Origin of the sequence: Lysobacter sp. Root667, from assembly GCF_001427715.1 — a bacterium.
In the GTDB taxonomy this organism is placed as follows: Bacteria; Pseudomonadota; Gammaproteobacteria; order Xanthomonadales; family Xanthomonadaceae; genus Lysobacter.
On sequence record NZ_LMHF01000013.1, the window covers coordinates 258241 to 277691 of the forward strand.

17 protein-coding genes are annotated in these 19451 nt (G+C 69.4%); 2 read left to right on the forward strand and 15 right to left on the reverse strand.

Going from position 1 to position 19451, the window contains the following annotated elements; genetic code table 11:
• Positions 1-49: 49 nt before the first annotated feature.
• Positions 50-2497, forward strand: a complete 2448-nt coding sequence (gene pbpC / locus ASD78_RS13945) for a penicillin-binding protein 1C (protein ID WP_082575628.1) — start codon at positions 50-52, stop codon at positions 2495-2497.
• 8 nt (positions 2498-2505) lie between these two features.
• Here pbpC and ASD78_RS13950 read toward each other — a convergent pair whose 3' ends face one another.
• From ASD78_RS13950 to ASD78_RS13960, 3 genes are all read right to left on the reverse strand, one after another.
• Positions 2506-3129, reverse strand: coding sequence for a hypothetical protein (locus ASD78_RS13950; protein WP_056102429.1), 624 nt, complete (start codon positions 3127-3129; stop codon positions 2506-2508).
• A 147-nt stretch (positions 3130-3276) separates the two neighbouring features.
• Complete coding sequence (locus ASD78_RS13955; protein WP_055907138.1) at positions 3277-3804, reverse strand: ferritin-like domain-containing protein; 528 nt, start codon at positions 3802-3804, stop codon at positions 3277-3279.
• Between the two features lie 185 nt (positions 3805-3989).
• The gene (locus ASD78_RS13960) at positions 3990-4466 is read right to left on the reverse strand and encodes a peroxiredoxin (protein WP_056102431.1); all 477 of its coding nucleotides are present in this window, start codon (positions 4464-4466) and stop codon (positions 3990-3992) included.
• A 199-nt stretch (positions 4467-4665) separates the two neighbouring features.
• Between ASD78_RS13960 and ASD78_RS13965 the strand changes: the two genes are divergently transcribed.
• A complete protein-coding gene (locus ASD78_RS13965) occupies positions 4666-5586 on the forward strand; it encodes a DnaJ C-terminal domain-containing protein (protein ID WP_056102434.1) in 921 nt (306 codons plus the stop codon).
• A gap of 277 nt (positions 5587-5863) precedes the next feature.
• Here ASD78_RS13965 and pilH read toward each other — a convergent pair whose 3' ends face one another.
• From pilH to purB, 12 genes are all read right to left on the reverse strand, one after another.
• Complete coding sequence (pilH, locus tag ASD78_RS13970; RefSeq protein WP_055906512.1) at positions 5864-6229, reverse strand: twitching motility response regulator PilH; 366 nt, start codon at positions 6227-6229, stop codon at positions 5864-5866.
• Positions 6230-6286: 57 nt separating this feature from the next.
• Positions 6287-7282 (reverse strand): YhdH/YhfP family quinone oxidoreductase, encoded by a 996-nt coding sequence (locus ASD78_RS13975; RefSeq protein ID WP_056102435.1) that lies wholly within the window; start codon positions 7280-7282, stop codon positions 6287-6289.
• Positions 7283-7426: 144 nt separating this feature from the next.
• Complete coding sequence (locus ASD78_RS13980; protein ID WP_056102438.1) at positions 7427-8035, reverse strand: hypothetical protein; 609 nt, start codon at positions 8033-8035, stop codon at positions 7427-7429.
• Positions 8036-8064: 29 nt separating this feature from the next.
• Positions 8065-8658, reverse strand: coding sequence for a TIGR00730 family Rossman fold protein (locus ASD78_RS13985; protein ID WP_056102442.1), 594 nt, complete (start codon positions 8656-8658; stop codon positions 8065-8067).
• Between the two features lie 103 nt (positions 8659-8761).
• Positions 8762-10186: a dihydrolipoyl dehydrogenase gene (lpdA, locus tag ASD78_RS13990; protein WP_056102445.1), complete on the reverse strand. Its 1425-nt coding sequence runs from the start codon at positions 10184-10186 to the stop codon at positions 8762-8764.
• A 157-nt stretch (positions 10187-10343) separates the two neighbouring features.
• Positions 10344-11552, reverse strand: a complete 1209-nt coding sequence (sucB, locus tag ASD78_RS13995; RefSeq protein WP_055906524.1) for a dihydrolipoyllysine-residue succinyltransferase — start codon at positions 11550-11552, stop codon at positions 10344-10346.
• Between the two features lie 68 nt (positions 11553-11620).
• Positions 11621-14467 (reverse strand): 2-oxoglutarate dehydrogenase E1 component, encoded by a 2847-nt coding sequence (locus tag ASD78_RS14000; protein ID WP_056102448.1) that lies wholly within the window; start codon positions 14465-14467, stop codon positions 11621-11623.
• A gap of 390 nt (positions 14468-14857) precedes the next feature.
• Positions 14858-15769 (reverse strand): GNAT family N-acetyltransferase, encoded by a 912-nt coding sequence (locus ASD78_RS14005; protein ID WP_056102451.1) that lies wholly within the window; start codon positions 15767-15769, stop codon positions 14858-14860.
• A 2-nt stretch (positions 15770-15771) separates the two neighbouring features.
• Complete coding sequence (locus ASD78_RS14010; RefSeq protein WP_235566514.1) at positions 15772-16914, reverse strand: cupin domain-containing protein; 1143 nt, start codon at positions 16912-16914, stop codon at positions 15772-15774.
• Positions 16915-17096: 182 nt separating this feature from the next.
• The gene (locus ASD78_RS14015; protein WP_235566505.1) at positions 17097-17507 is read right to left on the reverse strand and encodes a VOC family protein; all 411 of its coding nucleotides are present in this window, start codon (positions 17505-17507) and stop codon (positions 17097-17099) included.
• Between the two features lie 25 nt (positions 17508-17532).
• Complete coding sequence (locus ASD78_RS14020; protein ID WP_055906538.1) at positions 17533-17961, reverse strand: DUF695 domain-containing protein; 429 nt, start codon at positions 17959-17961, stop codon at positions 17533-17535.
• A gap of 19 nt (positions 17962-17980) precedes the next feature.
• On the reverse strand, positions 17981-19357 hold the full coding sequence (gene purB / locus ASD78_RS14025) for an adenylosuccinate lyase (protein ID WP_056102459.1): 1377 nt from the start codon (positions 19355-19357) through the stop codon (positions 17981-17983).
• Positions 19358-19451: the final 94 nt, after the last annotated feature.

Below are 19451 nucleotides of genomic sequence, written 5' to 3' on the forward strand. Positions count from 1 at the left end.
AGCCGGCGCCGGCGCATCTGCTCCCTCTCCCGCWKGCGGGAGAGGGGGCATGGACGCGTGCAAGCGCTGGTGGCGTCGCCTGGGTGGAGTCAAGTCGGATTCGGCAACAGCAACAGCAACAGCAGCGGTAGCGATAGCGGCAACGACAGCACCACCAAAACCGCGCCGCTTCGGCCTGAAGCTGCTACTCGCCGCGCTGCTGTTCGCCACCTCGGCGATGCTGTTGGATCTGGCGTTCCCGCTGCCGTTGCCGCGCGACGGCCAGGCCGGCGCGGTCGTGGTCGCCGCCGACGGCACGCCCTTGCGCGCGTTCGCCGACCGCGGCGGCATCTGGCGCTATCCGGTGTCCATCGAGCAGGTCTCGCCGCTGTACCTGCAGGCGCTGCTGAACTACGAGGACCGCTGGTTCTGGAAACACCCGGGCATCAATCCCTACGCCTTGCTGCGCGCGGGCGGGCAATGGTTGGGCAGCGGCCGGGTGGTGTCCGGCGGTTCGACCCTGACCATGCAGGTCGCGCGCATCCTCGACCCGCATACGCGCACGCCCTGGGGCAAGTTCAAGCAGCTGCTGCGCGCCGTGCAGCTGGAAGCGCATCTGTCCAAGCGCGAGATCCTGAGCCTGTACCTCAACCGCGCGCCGTTCGGCGGTACGGTCGAAGGCGTGGAGGCGGCGAGCTGGGCCTACCTGGGCAAGCCGTCGTCGCGCCTGTCGCATGCCGAGGCCGCCTTGCTGGCGGTGTTGCCGCAGGCGCCGAGCCGGCTGCGGCCGGATCGCGAGCCCGAGCGTGCGCGAGTCGCGCGCGACAAGGTGCTCGCGCGCATGGCCGAGCTCAAGGTGTGGTCGCGCGCCCTGGTCGCGGACGCGCGCATCGAGCCGGTGGTCGCACGTTCGCTGCAGCCGCCGCAGCATGCGCCGCTGCTGGCGCAGCGACTGCGCTTCGAGCAGCCCAAGGCCGCGCGGTTGCAGTCGACGATCGACATAGAACTGCAGCGCACCTTGGAAGACCGCGTCGCGGCCTATTTCTCGAACCTGCCCGAACGCACCTCGGCGGCCTTGCTGGTGATCGACAACGCCAGCCTGGAAGCGCGCGCCTACGTCGGTTCGGCGACCTTCGCCGACATCGCGCGCCTGGGCCACGTCGACATGGTCAAGGCCTGGCGTTCGCCGGGTTCGACGCTCAAGCCGTTCCTGTACGGGCTGGCCCTGGACGACGGCCTGATCCATTCCGAGAGCCTGTTGGTGGATGCGCCGCAGGCGTTCGGCGACTACCGGCCGGGCAACTTCGATGCGACCTTCAATGGTCCGGTCGGCGCCGCCGAGGCGCTGCGTCTGTCGCTCAATGTGCCGGCGGTCGATCTGCTCGACCGGGTCGGGCCCAGCCGATTTTCGGCGCGGCTCGCGCATGCCGGCATCGAACTGCGCTGGCCGCGCGGCGCGACCCCGAATTTGTCGATGATCCTCGGCGGCACCGGTGCGCGCCTGGAGGATCTGGTCGGCGCCTACGCGGCCTTGAATCGCGAGGGCCTGGCCGGGCGGGTGCGTTACCGCCCCGATGCGCCGGTGCTGGAGCGGCGCCTGCTGTCGCCGGGCGCGGCCTGGATCGTGCGCGAGATCCTCGAAGCCAATCCGCGTCCGGGCAGCATCGCCGATACCTTCGACACCTCCGGGCGCCCGCGCGTGGCCTGGAAGACCGGCACCAGCTATGGTTTCCGCGATGCCTGGGCCTTGGGCGGCACGCGCCGTTACACGGTCGGCGTCTGGGTCGGCCGTCCCGACGGCACGCCGCTGCCCGGCCAGTACGGCGCGGTCACCGCCTTGCCGCTGCTGTTCGAAGTGGTCGATAGCCTGCCGCGCCAACGCGGCGACGGTGCGCTGCGGCCGCCGCCGGCCAACGTCGAACACATCGACGTGTGCTGGCCGCTGGGCCTGCCGCCGGACCCGCAGGCGCCGCAGCTGTGCCAGAAGAAGCTGCAGGCCTGGACCCTGGACGGCTCGGTGCCGCCGACCTTCGCCGAACGCGACGCGCGCCTTTGGAATGCGGGCGTGGAGCGCTTCGAGGTCGATGCGCGCAGCGGCTTGCGCCTGTCCGCCGATTGCTCCGCGGCGCATCAGCGTCGCAGCGCCCAGATCGCGCGTTGGCCGGCGCTGGCCTCGCCCTGGCTGGCGGCGGAAACCCGGCGCGCCTCACGTCTGCCGGCGCTGGCGCCGGACTGCGAAGGCGACGGCCGCGACGCCAGCGAAGAGCTGCGCATCGAGGGCCTGGCCGACCTGGCGACCATCGCGCGCGCGCCCGGCAGCGTGCACCCGCTGCGCCTGTCCTTGCGCGCGATCGGCAGCGCGACCCGGATCCGATGGCTGCTCGACGGGCGCCTGATCGGCGAGACCGACGGCGACGCCAGCTTCGCCCACGATTTCGCCGAGCCCGGCGATCACCAGCTCACCGCGTTGGCCGACAGCGGCGCCTGGTCGCGGGTGCGGTTCCGGGTATTGCGCTGAGGCGCAGCTCAGTCGTCGGAGCGCGACACGCGCCGGCGATGCTCGTCCAACGACACGACCTTGCCGCGTTCGCCGCCAACGGGCCGCTTTTTCTTGGCCGGCGCTCGCGAGCGCGGGCGCGTACGCCAACGTTCGCCCAGCCACGGCAGCACGCGCCAGGCGCGGGCGCCGTCCAGCGGCGCGATCGGCAACAGATTGAGCACCATCAGCAACAGGTTGAACGGTCCCCAGGCGACGACGATCGCGGTTTGCACCGACGCCAGCGGACCGGGCGGGAAGGGCAGCAGCCCGATCAGCATCGCCAGCACGAACAGCAGCGCCTGCGCGCCGATACCGCCCCAGGCGACGGCGATGTCCTGACCCGAGGTGCGCGCCGCCTCGTGCTGGCACACGCCATGCATCGGATAGATCAGCAGTCGGTGCACGTACAGGCGGTTGCGGCGCGCGACCCAGGCATGCCCGGCTTCGTGGGCGACGATCAGCAGCACATAGGCGAGTGCGCCGACCAGGCCGGCGACCGAGAAGCGCTTCAGCGCCAGGATCAGCACCGCCATCAACAACACGCTCCAGTGGAACACCACGGGCGCGCCGAACAGGCGGAAGGGGGCGAACTCGCGTGGCAGGCGGAACATGCGGCGGGGACCCGGCAAGGTAGGCCGCGAGTCTAACAGCGGCCATCGCGAGGCCGGCCCGCTGCGCCAGGCCCCGACGTCCTACGTTCCTCCGCCCAATGCGACGCGGTCACACTTCGCGTCGCCGCGCGGCCGCCAGGCCTTCGCTCAGCCGCCGGTCCAGCCGTCGAGCAGGTCGGCCAGCTCGTCGGCGTGTTCTTCTTCCTGGGCCAGGATCTCTTCCATCAAGCGGCGAGTGGTCGTGTCGCGCTCGCCGAGGTAGTCGATGATCGCGCGGTAGCTGTCGATGGCGATGCGTTCGGCGACCAGGTCTTCTTTGACCATGTCGCGCAGGTCGGTGCCTTCGACGTATTCGGCATGGGCGCGGCCGGACAGCACGTCGGGATTGAGGTCGGGCGCGCCGCCCAACTGCACGATGCGTTCGGCGATGCGGTCGGCGTGGGCCTGTTCCTCGTTGGCGTGCTCGAGGAATTCGCCCTTGACCGCGTCGGCCATCAGGCCGCTGGCCATGAAATAGTGGCGCTTGTAGCGCAGCACGCAGACGATCTCGGTCGCCAGGGCTTCGTTGAGCAGTTTGATCACGGTGCCGCGATCGGCGGTGTAGCTGTCGGTGACTGCGCCGTCCTCGATGTGTTGACGGGCGCGGGCGCGGATGGCCTTGATGTCGGCGATCATCGCCGTTTCGGGTTTGCGCGCGGGCTGGCCGGAGGGATTTGCCGCGGTCGCGGCGCGTGCGGGCTTGTGGATGGGCTTGTCGTCGGGCTTGGCGCTCATGTCGACCTCCTGGCGGGTCGCTGGGGGCAGTGCCCCCAACGATGCCTAGCGGTCGGTGACGGCGATGTCGGCGCCGTCGCCCGCATTCAGACCAGCGACAGCATGTGCTCGGCCGAGGACACGCGGTATTCGCCCGGCGCTTCCACTTCCAGCTGCGAGACCACGCCGTCTTCGGCGTAGAGCGCGAAGCGCTTGGCGCGCGTGCCCATGCCGTAGGCGCTGGCGTCGAGTTCCAGGCCGAGCGCGCGGGTGAAATCGCCGTTGCCGTCGGCGAGCATCAGCAGGCCGTCGGGCACGTTCTGGCTCTGGCCCCAGGCCTGCATCACGAACGGGTCGTTGACCGCCATGCAGGCGACCTCGATGCCCTTGCTGCGGAATTCGTCGAAATGGGCGACGAAGCCGGGCAGGTGCTTTTCCGAGCAGGTCGGGGTGAACGCGCCGGGCACGGCGAACAGGACCACCTTGCGGCCGTCGAACAGGGCGTTGGTGTCGAGGGTCTCGACGCCTTCGCGGATGCGTTGCAGGGTGACTTCGGGCAGGCGGTCGCCGACCTTGATGCTCATGGGATATCTCCGGTTTGGGGGGCAGTCTGATCGGCGCGCGCGTAACGTGGCGTCAAGACCGTCGTACGCTGCATTGTGCGCGCAAGGATTGAAAAGCGCGGGCGCAGCGGCCATTTCAGCCCGGTCTTCCCGCGCGGCCGCGCGACGCCTACCCTGTGGGCCGGTGCGGTCGCGCACCCGCAAGTTTGAGGGCGCTGCAATGCAATTCAAGGATTACTACGAAGCCCTGGGTGTGGAGCCCAGCGCCGGCGAAGCCGAAATCAAGACCGCGTACCGGCGCCTGGCGCGCAAGTACCACCCGGACGTCAGCAAGGAGGCCGGCGCCGAGGACAAGTTCAAGGCCATCAACGAGGCCTACGAAGCGCTGCGCGACCCGCAGAAGCGCAGCGCCTACGACCAGTTGCGCGCGCGCGGCTACCGCCCCGGCGACGAGGTTCAGCCGCCTCCGGGCGGCTTCGGCGGCGGTTACGGCGGCGCCGACTTCGACGAGATCTTCGCCGGCGGCGGCGCGGGCGGCGGTTTCAGCGATTTCTTCGAGAGTCTGTTCGGGCGCGGCCGCGGTCCGGCCGGCTTCGGCGGCCAGCCCGGGCGGGCGCCGCCGCGCGGCGACACCCGCGCCAAGCTCGCGGTCGCGCTGGAGACCATCTACGAAGGCGGTTCGGTGCGTATCTCGGTCAACGACCGCATCCTGGAGGTCCGCATACCCAAGGGCATCCGCCCGGGCCAGTTGATCCGCCTGGCCGGCCAAGGCGGACGCGGTCGCGACGGGCAGGGCGGCCCGCAGGGCGATCTGCTGCTGGAGATCGAGTACGCCGCGCATCCGCAGTTCGAAGTCGACGGCCGCAACGTGATCCACGTGCTGCCGCTGGCGCCGTGGGAAGCCGCCCTGGGCGCGACCATCAGCGTGCCGACCCTGGGCGGCGCGGTCGAACTGAAGATTCCGCCGAACTCGGAAGCCGGGCGCAAGCTGCGCCTGCGCGGCCGCGGCCTGCCGGGCACGCCGCAGGGCGATCAGATCGTCGAACTGGAAGTGCTGGCGCCGCGTGCGCACACCGACGAGCAGCGCGAAGCCTACGAGCGCATGCGCGACGTGTTCGGCGACGATTGGCGACGGGCCTGAGCGCAGACGCGATTGCGCCATGGCGTGCGGCGAGCCGCAGGCGAACCGCATCGGGTTCATGCGGCCCTGCCGTAGGGTGTGGTGAGCCGCAGGCGAACCGCACCGGCGTCGGGTTCCGGCTTGCGCCAGGCGATGCGGTTCGCCTGCGGCTCACCGCATCCTACGTGGCGGGCTAAGCGACGGGCTGGTGTCGTAGCGACGGTCGCGGCTTACCTCGCTCCCACAGCGCATCGCTGCCGCGGTGCGCGGCAGGCCCATAACAACGCGGGTAGCTCGATCAGCCCGGCAGCAGCTGGGCGATGATCTCGGACAGGTCGGTCTCGCTGAAGGGCTTGGTGATGTAGGCCTTGGCGCCCTGGCGCATGCCCCAGACCCGGTCGGTGTCCAGGTCCTTGGTGGTCACCAGCACGATCGGGATGTGCTTGGTGCTGGCCTCGCGGCAGATCGAGCGCGTGGCCTGGAAGCCGTTGAGGTTCGGCATCACCACGTCCATCAGGATCAGGTCGGGGATTTCGCGCTTGGCGGCTTCGACCCCCGCTGCTCCGTCTTCGGCGGTCAGGGCTTCATGCCCCAGCTTCTCGACGATGCGGCGGATGCCCATCAGCTGGGACGGTGAATCGTCGACGATCAGAATACGCGCCATGTGTTTCCCCCGGAATTGCGTCGATTGTAGCGATGCGCGCTTACGCCGCAATGCCAACTAGATCACGACCAGCGTCCGGCCCAGGGAACCCCCGGCCAGCATGCCCGGGAATACCTGGGGCAGCTCCGCCAGCCCCACTTCACGGGTGCATATGCGGTCGAGGTGCGCCGGTTTCCAGTCGCTGCCCAGATGCCGCCAGACTTCGTCACGTACCTGGCGCGCGGTGCCGGCCGAGGCCACGCCCAGCAGGGACACGCCGCGGATGATGAATGGCATCACCGTGGTATCCAGCGCAGGGCTGGCGGCCAGGCCTGCGCTGGCGACGTTGCCGTAGGGCGCGGTCTGCGCGAGCAGGCTGGCCAGCATCGGCCCGCCGACGTTGTCCAGGCCGCCGCCGAAGCGCGCGGATTCCATCGGCCGCCCCGCCGCCAGGGCGGCGCGGTCCAGCACCTGGCTGGCGCCGATCGAGGTCAGGTAATCGGCCTGGTCGGCCTTGCCGCTGATCGCATGCACCTCGTAGCCGGCGCGGTTGAAGATGTCGATCGCCAGCGAGCCGACGCCGCCGGTCGCACCGGTCACCGCCAGCGGGCCGTGTTCCGGCGTCTGGCGGTTGTCGTGCATGCGGTGCAGGGCCAGCGCGGCGGTGAAGCCGGCCGTGCCCAGGATCATGCTCTCGCGCAGGCTCAGGCCGGCGGGCAGGGGAATCGCCCACTGCGCCTCCAGGCGCGCGTATTCGGAGTAACCGCCGTCGCGGGTTTCGCTCAGCCCGCAGCCGGTGACCAGCACCGCATCGCCTTCGCGGAATGCGCCGTCGGTCGAGGCGACCACGTGGCCGGCGACGTCGATGCCGCCGACCAGCGGGAAGCGGCGCAGGATCTTGCCTTCGCCGGTGCCGGCCAGCGCGTCCTTGAAGTTGATGGACGAGTAGGCGGTCTTGATCACGATCTCGCCCGGGGCGAGATCGTCGAGCGAAATCCGCTCCACGCCGCTGCGGTAGCCGTCGGCGTCGTTGTGGATGCGGAAGGCGTTGAACGAGGAGGCGGGAACGCTCATGGCTGGTCTCGTCGGACTAGCGTTCCATGATAGCCGACCGGCCTGGAGCGCCGTCGCGTTCGGCATCGAGCGCAAACCGTGCAGGCGGCGTGCCGCGAATGTCGTCGAGAGTCCGGCGCACGGTCGCGCGCGAAGTGTCGCGTGCTACTGAGTGCGGCAGCGCTCCGGCGGCGACAGGCGCGGATCGGCCTGATCGCCGGGCGCTTCGAGTTCGGCGCTCCAATAAGCGGCGCAACTGGCCGTATCGATCAGCTCGACGGTTTCGCAGAAAACGTCCGGCACCCAGCGCGCCGGTTTGCCCGGCGCCGCAACGGCCGGCAGCGCGCCAGGGTGCTTGCGGTCGCGCAGGCAGGCGGCGACGTTCTGGGACACCGAGCGAGTGCCATGGCGATCGGTGATGGTGAGCACCGTGACCTGCCCGTCGCTGACTCCGGCGCTGTAGACCGGTTCGAGTTCGGCGTAGGCCTGGGAGAAGATCAGATCGAACATCGCGCGGCGATGCGGATAGGCCAGCGCGTACTGTCTGAGTACCTCGCCATCCTCGTTTCGGTCTGGATGCCGGCCGGTTCGATCGCGGCCGACGAACACCAGGTTGCCACCAGGGCCGATATGGACCTCATAGGGCGCGCACAGACCGAGGCAGCCGCTGCGCTTGAGCACGACATGGGTATCGTCGCGGAACTCGGGCTCGACCGGTTCGGCGGGCTGACAGGCGCACAAGCCGAGCAACAACGGCACCACGGTCGCGCGCATCGTCCAATCTCCTTCTGGATCGATGCAGCTTAGCGCAGCGCGTTGCGGCGCTTCTCGTCCATCCACTTGCTCGCTTCGGCCGGACGGTAGGCCCGCATCCAGGCCAGCATCGCGTCCAGGTCGTCGCCGTGCCACAGGTCGCGGCGCTGGTCGGGGTGCAGGAAGCGTTCGGCGACCATGCGATCCAGCATCGTCATCAACGGCGAGTAGAAGCCATCGACGTCGAGGAAGGCGCAGGGCTTGTCGCCGATGCCGAGCTGGCGCCAGGTCAGCATCTCGAACATCTCGTCCAGCGTGCCGAAGCCGCCGGGCAGGGCCACGAAGCCGTCGGCGAGGTCGAACATGCGCGCCTTGCGCTCGTGCATCGAGCCGACCACTTCGAGCCTGCTCAGGCCGCGGTGGGCGACCTCCCAATTGACCAGGTGCTCGGGTATCACGCCGATCGCCTCGCCGCCGGCCTCCAGCACCGCGTCGGCGACCGTGCCCATCAGGCCGACGTTGCCGCCGCCGTAGACCAAGGCGATGCCGTCCTGGGCCAGGCGATGGCCCAGCGCCATCGCGCGTTCGGTGTAGATCGGTTGCGAACCGGAGTTGGAGCCGCAGTAGACGCAGAGCGATTTCATGTCGGTATCCGATGCCCGGTCGCGCGCAAGGCGTGCCCGGCGTGTGGGTGGCTCAAATGCAGAACGGCGCACCTGGGTGCGCCGTTCGTGTGTCGCAGGCCGATCAGTTGGCCTTGTGGATCGCGCGCTTGTCGACCGCCATCGCCGCGTCGTGGATCGCTTCCGACAGGGTCGGGTGGGCGTGGCAGATGCGGGCGAGGTCGTCGGCGGAGCCGTTGAACTCCATGGTCAGCACGCCTTCGTGGACGAGCTCCGACACGCCGACGCCGACCAGGTGCAGGCCGAGGACGCGGTCGGTTTCGGCGTGCGCGATCACCTTGACGAAGCCGGCCGGCTCGCCCATGGCGACCGCACGGCCGATCGCCGCGAACGGGAAGCTGCCGGTCTTGTAGGGCACGCCTTCGGCCTTGAGCTGCTGCTCGGTCTTGCCGACCCAGGCGATTTCCGGCTCGGTGTAGATCACCCACGGCACGGTATCGAGGTTGACGTGGCCCGGCAGGCCGGCGATCAGCTCGGCGACCGCGATGCCTTCCTCGAAGCCCTTGTGCGCCAGCATCGGGCCGCGCACGCAGTCGCCGACCGCCCACACGCCGTCGACGCCGGTGTGGCAATGCTCGTCGACTTCGATCTGGCCGCGCTCGTTGATCTTGACGCCGGTACCTTCGGCCAGCAGGCCCTTGGAGGCGGCGCGGCGGCCGACGGCTACCAGCAGCTTGTCGACCACGAGTTGCTGGTCGGCCTTGCCGTCGTTGTAGGTCAGGTGGACGCCGTCCTTCTTGATCTCGGCCTTGCTCACCTTGGCGCCGAGCTTGATGTCCAGGCCCTGCTTCTTGAATTCCTTGGCCGCGGTCTTGGCGACCTCGGCATCGGCGGCGGCGAGGAAGTCGGGCAGGGCTTCGAGCACGGTCACTTCCGAACCCAGGCGCTTCCACACGCTGCCCAGTTCCAGGCCGATCACGCCGGCGCCGATCACGCCCAGGCGCTTGGGCACCTCGGTGAAGTCCAGGGCGCCGACGTTGTCGACGATCTTGTCGCCGTCGAACTTGGCGAACGGCAGTTCGATCGAATCCGAACCGGCGGCGATGATGACGTTGGTGCCCTTGAGCTCGACTTCCGAACCGTCGTGCTGCTTGACCTTGACCACGTTGCCCGGGTGCAGGGTGCCGAAGCCGTAGTACGGGGCGATCTTGTTGGCCTTGAACAGCATCGCGATGCCGCCGGTGAACTGCTTCACGATCTTGTCCTTGCGGCCGATCATGGTCGCGACGTCGATCTTGGCGTTGTCGGCGGTGATGCCGTGTTCGCCGAACAGGTGCTGCAGGTTCCAGAACTGGCGCGAGCTGTCGAGCAGGGCCTTGGACGGAATGCAGCCCACGCGCAGGCAGGTGCCGCCGAGGGCGGGCTTGCCGTCCTTGCCGAGCGCGGCGTCGATGCAGGCGGTCTTCAGACCGAGCTGGGCGGCGCGGATGGCGGCGTGATAGCCGGCCGGGCCGGCGCCGATGACGACTACGTCGAATTGCTCAGACATTGCGGTTTCCTTTGCCTTTCCCTGCTCCCGCTTGCGGGAGAAGGTGCCCGAAGGGCGGATGAGGGAGAGCGGGGAAGGGCGGCGCGGCGGCCCTCACCCCAACCCCTCTCCCGCCGAGCGGGAGAGGGGCTCGAGCGGTGAAGAGGGGCTTGAGGCATCACATGCCCAGCAGCATGCGGTGCGGATTTTCCAGCTGGTTCTTGATGTCGACCAGGAACAGCACCGCGTCCTTGCCGTCGATGATGCGGTGGTCGTAGGACAGCGCGATGTACATCATCGGCGCGGCGATCACGGCGCCGTTCTCGACGATCGCGCGTTCCTTGATCGCGTGCATGCCCAGGATCGCCGACTGCGGCGGGTTCACGATCGGGGTCGACATCAGCGAGCCGAAGGTGCCGCCGTTGGTGATGGTGAAGGTGCCGCCCTGCAGATCTTCCAGCGCCAGCTTGCCGTCGCGGGCCTTCTTGGCGTAATCGCCGATGGCCTTCTCGACGTCGGCGAAGCCCATGCGCTCGACGTTGCGCAGCACCGGCGTGACCAGGCCCTTGTCGGTGGACACGGCGATCGAGATGTCGGCATAGCCGTGATAGACGATGTCGTTGCCGTCGACCGAGGCGTTGACCACCGGGTGGCGCTGCAGCGCGTTGGCGGCGGCCTTGGCGAAGAAGCTCATGAAGCCGAGCTTGACGCCGTTGGCCTTCTCGAAGGACTCGCCCAGCTCCTTGCGCATGGCCATGACCTTGCCGAGGTTGACCTCGTTGAACGAGGTCAGCATCGCGATCGAGTTCTTCGACTGCATCAGGCGCTCGGCGATGCGGGCGCGGATGCGGGTCATCGGCACGCGCTCTTCCGCGCGCGCGCCGGCGGCATTGCCGACGCCGCCGGACTTGGCGTAGTTGAGGATGTCTTCCTTGGTCACCGCGCCCTTGCGGCCGGTGCCTTCGACCTGGGAGGCGTCGATGCCTTCCTTGTTCGCGGTGAAGCGCGCGCCCGGCGGCAGCTGGTCGTTGCCGGCCGGTACCTTGGCCGCCTCGGCCTTCGGGGCGATCGGCTGGGCGCCGGCGGCCGGGGCCGAATCGGCCTTGGCGGCGGCCGGCGCAGCGGCTGCGGCGGGCGCGGCGGCGGCGGCGCCGGCTTCGACGATCGCGATCAGCTGCGAGCTGGTCACGGTGGCGCCTTCCTCGAACTTGATTTCCTTGAGCACGCCGTCGACCGGCGAGGGGACTTCGAGCACGACTTTGTCGGTTTCGAGGTCGACCAGGTTCTCGTCGCGCTTGACCGCATCGCCCGGCTTCTTGTGCCACGTGGCGATAGTGGCGTCGGAGACGGACTCGGGCAGGACGGGGACTTTGATCTCGGTGCTCATGGGGTGGGCATCCTGGCTTGCTTGATTGTTATGTGGGTAGCGGAATGTCGTAGCGGGACCGGCGCCGATTACTCGGCGCTGGCCTCACCGTGCAGCGAATCGACCAGAGCGTCGGCGACCAGCTTGGTCTGCTCGGCGACGTGGTCGGCCAGGTGGCCCGCCGCCGGCGACGGCGAACGCGCGCGACCGGCGTAGTGCAGGGCCTGCTTCGGCGCCAGGCAGGCGGCGAGGTGGTGGCGGATCTGGTACCACGCGCCCTGGTTCTGCGGCTCTTCCTGGCACCAGACCACGTCCTTGGCCGCGGCGTAGCGCTTGAGCTCTTCGGCCAGGGCCTGACGCGGGAACGGATACAGCTGCTCGACGCGGAGCAGGGCGACGTCTTCCAGGCCCTGCTTCTGCGACTCTTCGAGCAGGTCGTAGTAGACCTTGCCCGAGCAGACCACGACCCGCTTGACCTTCTTCGGGTTGGCCGACGCATCCGGAATCAGGTGCTGGAATTCGCCCTGGGCCAGGTCGTCCAGGCTCGACACCGCCAGCTTGTGGCGCAGCAGCGACTTGGGCGTCATCACCACGAGCGGCTTGCGCGTGCTCATGTGCATCTGGCGGCGGATCATGTGGTACGCCTGGGCCGGGGTGGTCGGCGCGCACACCAGCATGTTCTCCAGCGCGCACAGCTGCAGGAAGCGCTCCAGGCGCGCGGAGCTGTGCTCCGGGCCCTGGCCTTCGTAACCGTGCGGCAGGAACAGCGCCAGGCCGCACAGGCGGCCCCACTTGGCTTCGCCCGAGGACAGGAACTGGTCGATCACGACCTGGGCGCCGTTGGCGAAGTCGCCGAACTGCGCTTCCCAGATGTCCAGGGTCATGGGATCGGCGGTCGAGTAGCCGTACTCGAACGCCATCACCGCTTCTTCGCTGAGCAGCGAGTCGATGATGGTCACGTCGGTCGGCGTCTTCACCAGCTCGCGCAGCGGCAGGTAATAGGCGTCGGTGGCCTGGTCGTGCAGGATCGCGTGACGGTGGAAGAAGGTGCCGCGGCCGCTGTCCTGGCCGACCAGGCGCAGCTTGTAGCCTTCGCTCATCAGCGTGGCGTAGGCCAGGTTCTCGGCGAAGCCCCAGTCGCCGGCCAGTTCGCCGGCGGCCATCTTGCGGCGGTCGTCGTAGATCTTGGCCACGCGCGCGTGCAGCTTGACCGCGTCGGGGATGGTGTTGATCTGCACGGCCAGCTGGTCGAGCCTGGCGCGCTCGAAGGTGGTGTCGACCGGATCGCCGAGCTTGCCCGACAGGTACTTGGACCAGTCGATGGTGAACTCGTCGGGCTTGACCTCCACCAGTTCGGTGGTGACCGCGCCCTGGTCGAGCTTGTCGCGGTAGCCGTCGACCAGCGCCTGCGCGTCGGCGGCCTGCAGCGTGCCTTCGGCGATCAGCTGGTCGGCGTAGAGTTCGCGCGGGGTCTTGTGCTTGCGGATCACCTGGTACATCAGCGGCTGGGTGGCCGCCGGCTCGTCGGCCTCGTTGTGGCCGTGGCGGCGGTAGCAGACCAGGTCGATGACCACGTCGCGGCCGAAGCGGTTGCGGAAGTCCAGCGCCAGCTCGGCGCAGAACACCACGGCCTCGGGGTTGTCGCCGTTCACGTGCAGCACCGGCGCGCCGACCATCTTGGCCACGTCGGTGCAGTACAGCGTGGAGCGCGCGTCCTGGCGTTCGCTGGTGGTGAAGCCGACCTGGTTGTTGATCACGATGTGGAGCGTGCCGCCGACCGCGAAACCGCGCGCCTGCGACATCTGCAGCAGTTCCATGCCCACGCCCTGGCCGGCGAACGCGGCGTCGCCGTGCAGCAGGATCGGCAGGACCTGGTTGCGGCCCTGGTCGCCGCGGCGGGTCTGGCGCGAACGCACGCTGCCGGCGACCACCGGGTTGACGATTTCCAGGTGCGAGGGGTTGAACGCCAGGGCCAGGTGGACCGGGCCGCCGGGAGTGGCGACGTCGGCGCTGAAGCCCATGTGGTATTTGACGTCGCCGGTGTGGGCGAGGTCGCCCTCGATATGCTCGAACTTGCCTTCGAACTCGTCGAACAGCTTGCGCGGCGGCTTGCCCAGGGCGTTGACCAGGACGTTGAGGCGGCCGCGGTGGGCCATGCCGATGACCACGTCCTGGGCGCCGTGCTCGCCGGCGCGGCGGATGGTGGTGTCCATCAGCGGGATCAGGGCGTCGCCGCCTTCCAGCGAGAAGCGCTTCTGGCCGACGTACTTGGTGCCCAGGTAGCGTTCCAGGCCGTCGGCCGCGGTCAGGCGCTCGAGGATGCGCTGCTTGTCGGCGGCGCTGCGGCCGTAATTGCCGGCCGCGGTTTCCAGGCGCTCGTACATCCAGCGGCGCTGTTCGGCGTCGGCGATGTGCATGAACTCGGCGCCGATCGGACCGGTGTAGGTCGCCTTGAGCAGGGCGAGCAGGTCGCCCAGCTTCATGCGTTCCTTGCCGGCCACGCCACCGGTGCTGAACTCGCCGGCCAGGTCGCTTTCGGACAGGCGGTGGAAGCCCAGCGCCAGATCCGGCGCGTCGGGCTTCTCGAGCAGGCCCAGCGGGTCGATGTCGGCGGCGAGATGGCCGCGCGAACGGTAGGCGGTGATCAGCTTGCCGACCCCGCGTTCGCGTTCGTCGCCGGGACCGGCGCCGGTCGTCGCGGCGCTGCCGTTGAGCAGGCCGCGCGCGGCCGCCCGGCTGGCCTGGGCGATGGAGTCGATGGCGGCCGAATGCGGCACGTCTCCGGCTTCACGGCCTTTGAAACCGTCGAAGTAAGCCTTCCATTTCGGCCCGACGCTGTCGGGATCGACCAGGTACTGCTCGTACAGGTCTTCGATGAAGGCGGCGTTGGCGCCGAGTTGCGAGGACTGGGAGAACTGCTTCAGGAGACTGTCCACGATGGTTATCGGGAAACTCTAGGGGGCGGAATTGGAGTCGCACGCGAGCGTTCGACGCTTTGCGCGGACATAGGATCGGAATTATAGCGGTAGTGTTAAGCCCAGCGGCATAACTACTTAGGTCTAAGCGACAGATTTCGTTCGATTTCCGGCCGCCGGCCGGGCCGGACCGTCGAAACGGCCATTGCGGCAAGCCCTGGAAATCTTGGGCTGGCGATGCGGGATTCAAGCCGCGCGGGCAGGCGCGGGCCGTGGCGTCGCGGTTTAGCGCGGACTCAGGCCGGGGCTGGCCTTGGGCGTCGGCTACGGTGGCGACACCTGTCCAGCAGCGCCTTTCGAATCGGGGGCGTCGAACACGGTGCTGCGCCGGGCCCGCATCGAGCCGTGCGCTCAGATCCCGAGCGCGCGGTACTCGCTGCACGGGCGGGCGCGTTCCCAGACCGGATCGAAATGAGCGCGCAGCTGGCGCGCCCGCGCCGGCGCGTCGAGCCGGGTTTCGCCTTCGAAACGGTGCCCCAGCGCACGGAAATACCAGCCGCCGGCATCGTTGAAGACATAGGCCGAGGGGTAGCCGCGGTCGACCGGCTCCTCGATGGCGCGGAATTCGAAGGCGGTGGTCAGGCGCTGGCCCAGGTTCAACAGCGGAGCGATCGCGCGCTGCGGCGCGGCCGGGTCCTGCAGCAGGATCCGGATCTGGCCGCCGGCGGTGGCGTGGCGGCGCAGCGCGGCCACGACCTCGGGCTGGTCGAGCAGGCCGGGATCGAGCTCGCGGGTGTAGATCGACAGCTGCCGGCGTGCGCCGGCGACCACGCCCTGCCAGGCCGCCAGGGCGGCGTCGCGCGACTCCACCGGGTTGATCGCGTCCGGCAGCAGGCGCATGGCCTGGTGGTCGATGCCGGCCACGACGAAGCGTTCGCCATAGGGCAGGAAGCCGTGGCGGGCGTAGAAGCCGATGGTCTGGACCTGGGCGTGCAGGCTCAGCTCGCGCCAGCCCAGTTCCGCGGCCAGGGCCACGAGGGCCCGCAGCAGGGCCTCGCCGACGCCGCGGCCGCGCCAGTCGGCCAGCACCGCCAGCCGGCCCAGGCTGCGTTCCGGAGTGAGGCGGCCGGTGCCGATGACGCGGCCGTCCGGGTCGCGCGCCAGCACGTGCCGGCACAGCGGGTCGAGGGCGTCGAGTTCGATCTGCGCCGGCACGTTCTGCTCGCGCACGAACACCGCCTCGCGCACCGCGCGCAGCTCCGGCAAGGTCGCGGCGTAGGCGTCCGCAGCGACGGTTTCGATACGGAAGGCCGTGCCGCTCATGTTTATTCCTCTTCGCCGTCGTCCAGATGCAGGCGGTAGTGGCCGCCCGCGTAAAGATCGATGACCGCGTCGCGGCCGGCTTCGGACAAGGCCGCGTAGGCGGCGCCGTCCAGGCTGGCGGCGTTGGCGATGCGCTGGGCATCGCGCGCCGACAGGGCGCGCTCCTGGCCGCTCACGTACAAACGCGCGCCGCGTGCGGCCTTGCGCCAGGCCATGCGCGACCAGGGATGGCGCAGCAGTTGCGCGCCGTGCTGCAGGTCCCATTCGATCTCGATGCGCGAACGCGCGTCGCCGCCGGGCTGGACCTCGCCGGCGGCGCGGTAGACGGTGATGAAGCGGCCGAACCAGTCGCCGAGGCGGTCGGGGTCGTTCATGCGCAAGGCGTTCAGGGCTTCGACCACGCGGGTCATGGCGGCGGCGTCGATCTCGGCCGGGTCGGCCGGCGGGCTCAGGTCGGGGTCGCGGTAGCGCAGCGACTCGTCGGCCTCGGCGGCCAGGGTATCGATGTAGTCGCCCATCAGCTCGGCGGCCGAGGGCGCACGCATGCCGACCGAGAAGGTCAGGCAGGCGTTCTCGGCGACGCCGTGGTGCGGCACGCCCGGCGGCAGATACAGCATGTCGCCCGGGCCCAGCACCCAGTCGTGACTGGGGCTGAACTCGCGCAGCAGCTTGAGTTCGGCGTCGGGACGGAAGTCCTGCGGCGGATTGGGCCTCGCGTCGATCTGCCAGCGCCGGTGGCCCTGGGCCTGCAGCAGGAACACGTCGTACTGGTCGACGTGGGCGCCGACCGAGCCGCCGGGCGCCGCGAACGACACCATGATGTCGTCGACGCGCCAGCGCGGCAGGAAGTCGAACGCGGGCAGCAGCGCGGCTACGTCGGCGTCCCACTTGTCCACGTCCTGCACCAGCAGGGTCCAGTCCTGTTGCGGCAGGCCCGGGAATTCGGCTTCGTCGAAGGGGCCGTGGCGCAGCGAATAGACGTCGCTGGCGCGGTCGTGCTGGATCAGGCGCGACAGTGCCGCCTCTTCGCAGGCCAGGCCGGCCAGGTCCTCGGGTTCCAGCGGCGAGACCAGGCCGGGGAAGGCGTTGCGGATCAGCAGCGGGCGCTTCTGCCAGTAATCGCGCAGGAAGGTTTCGGCCGGCATGCCCAGCGGCGGCAGGCGGGCGGCGTCGACTTCGATCGCGGCGGATTTGGACGGGCCGGCAGGTGCGGCGGGGGATTTCTTGGCCATGGGGCGGACGGGCTCGTAGCGGTGGCGCGGCGGGCCACGCGGATTGCGCCATTGTCGCTCATGCGGCGATGAAGATCGGGGCAGGGGCCTCGGCGCTAGCCCGCGATCTCGTCGTAGCCGCGGCCGAGGAACTGCAGCAGGCACCAGCCGTGCCCGAACGGGTCGGCGAGCTGCACGATCCGGCCCCAGGCGGCCTCGCGGATCGCGCCTTCCTGGATCGCCCCGGCCGCGAGCGCGCGAGCGAGCGCGGCGTCCAGGTCGTCGACGACCACGTCCACGTGCAGCGGCGTCCAATGGCGCGCGTAGTCGCGCACCGAGCCGTTGGCGCCGGCGCTGCCGGCGGGCTTGCGCAACAGATAGATCGGTACCTGCGCGCCGTCGAGTTCCAGCACGCCGTCGCCGAGGCGGCGCGCCGGGCGCAGGCCGAAGGCGGCGACGTAGAAGGCTTCGGCCGCGGCCAGGTCGGAGACGTCGAGATTGAGCAGCAGCCGCATCGTCGTCGTCATGGCGCGGATTCGGTGCGGGCCCGCTTCAGCGCAGGCCGATCGCTTCGGCGAAGGAACGGTAGAACTCGCCGTTCGGGTCGCTCTCGCGGTCGATCTCGATCGGATAGGGCGTGGCTTCCTGCGGCATCGCGTTGAGCACGCCGACGAAGGCTTCGACGTCGCGGGTGTGGAACACGTACTCGCGATGATCGGGTTCGGTGAACACGATCGCCAGCAGGCTGTGGCCCGCACTCTCGATGCGTTCGCAGACCCGGTCCTCGAAGCGCTGCATTGCTTCCAGTTCGGCCGGCGAGGCGGTGCCGATGCTGCGGTCGTCCTGATAGGCCCAGATCAGGTTCAAGCGCTCCGGGTAGGCGCGGAAATCGAAACCGCGCTCGAAACGCTTGAGCCGCATCAACGACAGGCCGTCGTCGGCGCGATGCTCGGCCAGGGTCCAGCCGCGGTTGTCTGCCATGGCAGTCGCCTCCGTCCAGTCAGATCTCGCGCGCCAGGCGCTCGGCCAGGCCGCTGTAGCTGCCGGGCGTCATCGCCAGCAGGCGTTGCTTGTCGGCGGCCGGCAGGTCCAGGCTGGCGATGAATTCGCGCATCGAGGCTTCGTTGATGCCCTGGCCGCGGGTCAGCGCCTTGAGTTGCTCGTAGGGGTTGGGCAGGCCGTGGCGGCGCATCACCGTCTGCACGGCTTCGGCCAGCACTTCCCAGGCCGCGTCGAGGTCGGCGGCCAGCCGCTCGGGGTTAGCGCTGAGCTTGCCCAGGCCGCGCAGCAGGGCGTCGTAGCCGATCAGGGCGTGGCCGAACGCGGTGCCGAGCGCGCGCAGCACGGTCGAGTCGGTGAGGTCGCGCTGCCAGCGGCTGATCGGCAGCTTGGCGGCGAAATGCTCGAACAGCGCGTTGGCGATGCCGAAGTTGCCCTCGGCGTTCTCGAAGTCGATCGGGTTGACCTTGTGCGGCATGGTCGAGCTGCCGACTTCGCCGGCCTTGACCGCCTGCTTGAAGTAGCCCAGCGAGATGTAGCCCCAGACGTCGCGGCACAGATCGATGCAGATGGTGTCGATGCGGCGCTGCGCGTCGCAGATCTCGGCGATGCCGTCGTGCGGCTCGATCTGGGTGGTGTAGGGCTGCCAGTCCAGGCCCAGCGAAGTCACGAAGCGCTGCGAGAACGCCGGCCAGTCGATGTCCGGATAGGCCGCGACGTGGGCGTTGTAGTTGCCGACCGCGCCGTTGATCTTGCCCGGCATCGGCGCTCCGGCCAGGGTTTCGCCCTGGCGCAGCAGGCGCGCGACCACGTTGGCGATTTCCTTGCCGACCGTGGTCGGCGAAGCGGTCTGGCCATGGGTGCGCGACAACATCGGCAGCGCGGCGTGTTCGTGCGCCATCGTGCGCAACACCTGGATCAGCTGGTCCAGCTTGGGCAGCAGCACGTGCTGGCGCGCTTCGCTGAGCATCAGCGCGTAGCTGAGGTTGTTGATGTCCTCGCTGGTGCAGGCGAAGTGCACGAACTCCAGGGCCGGGCCCAGCTCGGCGTCGTCCTTGAGGCGTTCCTTGATCAGGTACTCGACCGCCTTGACGTCGTGGTTGGTGGTGCGCTCGATCTCCTTGACCCGGGCCGCGTCCGCGACCGACAGGTCGGCGGCGAGCGCGCGCAGGCGCGCGGCGGCGGCGGCGGAGAACGGCGCCAGTTCGGCGATGCCCGGCTCCTCGGCCAGCGCCAGCAGCCATTCCACCTCGACCTTGACCCGGGCCTTGATCAGGCCGAATTCGGAGAAGATCGGGCGCAGCGCGTCGACCTTGCCGGCGTAGCGGCCGTCGAGCGGGGAAAGGGCGAGCAGCTGGGCGTTGGGGTCGGCGGACATGTCGGGGCAGGACGGGAAACAGTCGAACATTCTAACAGCCCGCCGGTTTGGCCCGTCCGGACCGCGCAGTACGGCGCCGCCGCGGCCGCCCGAT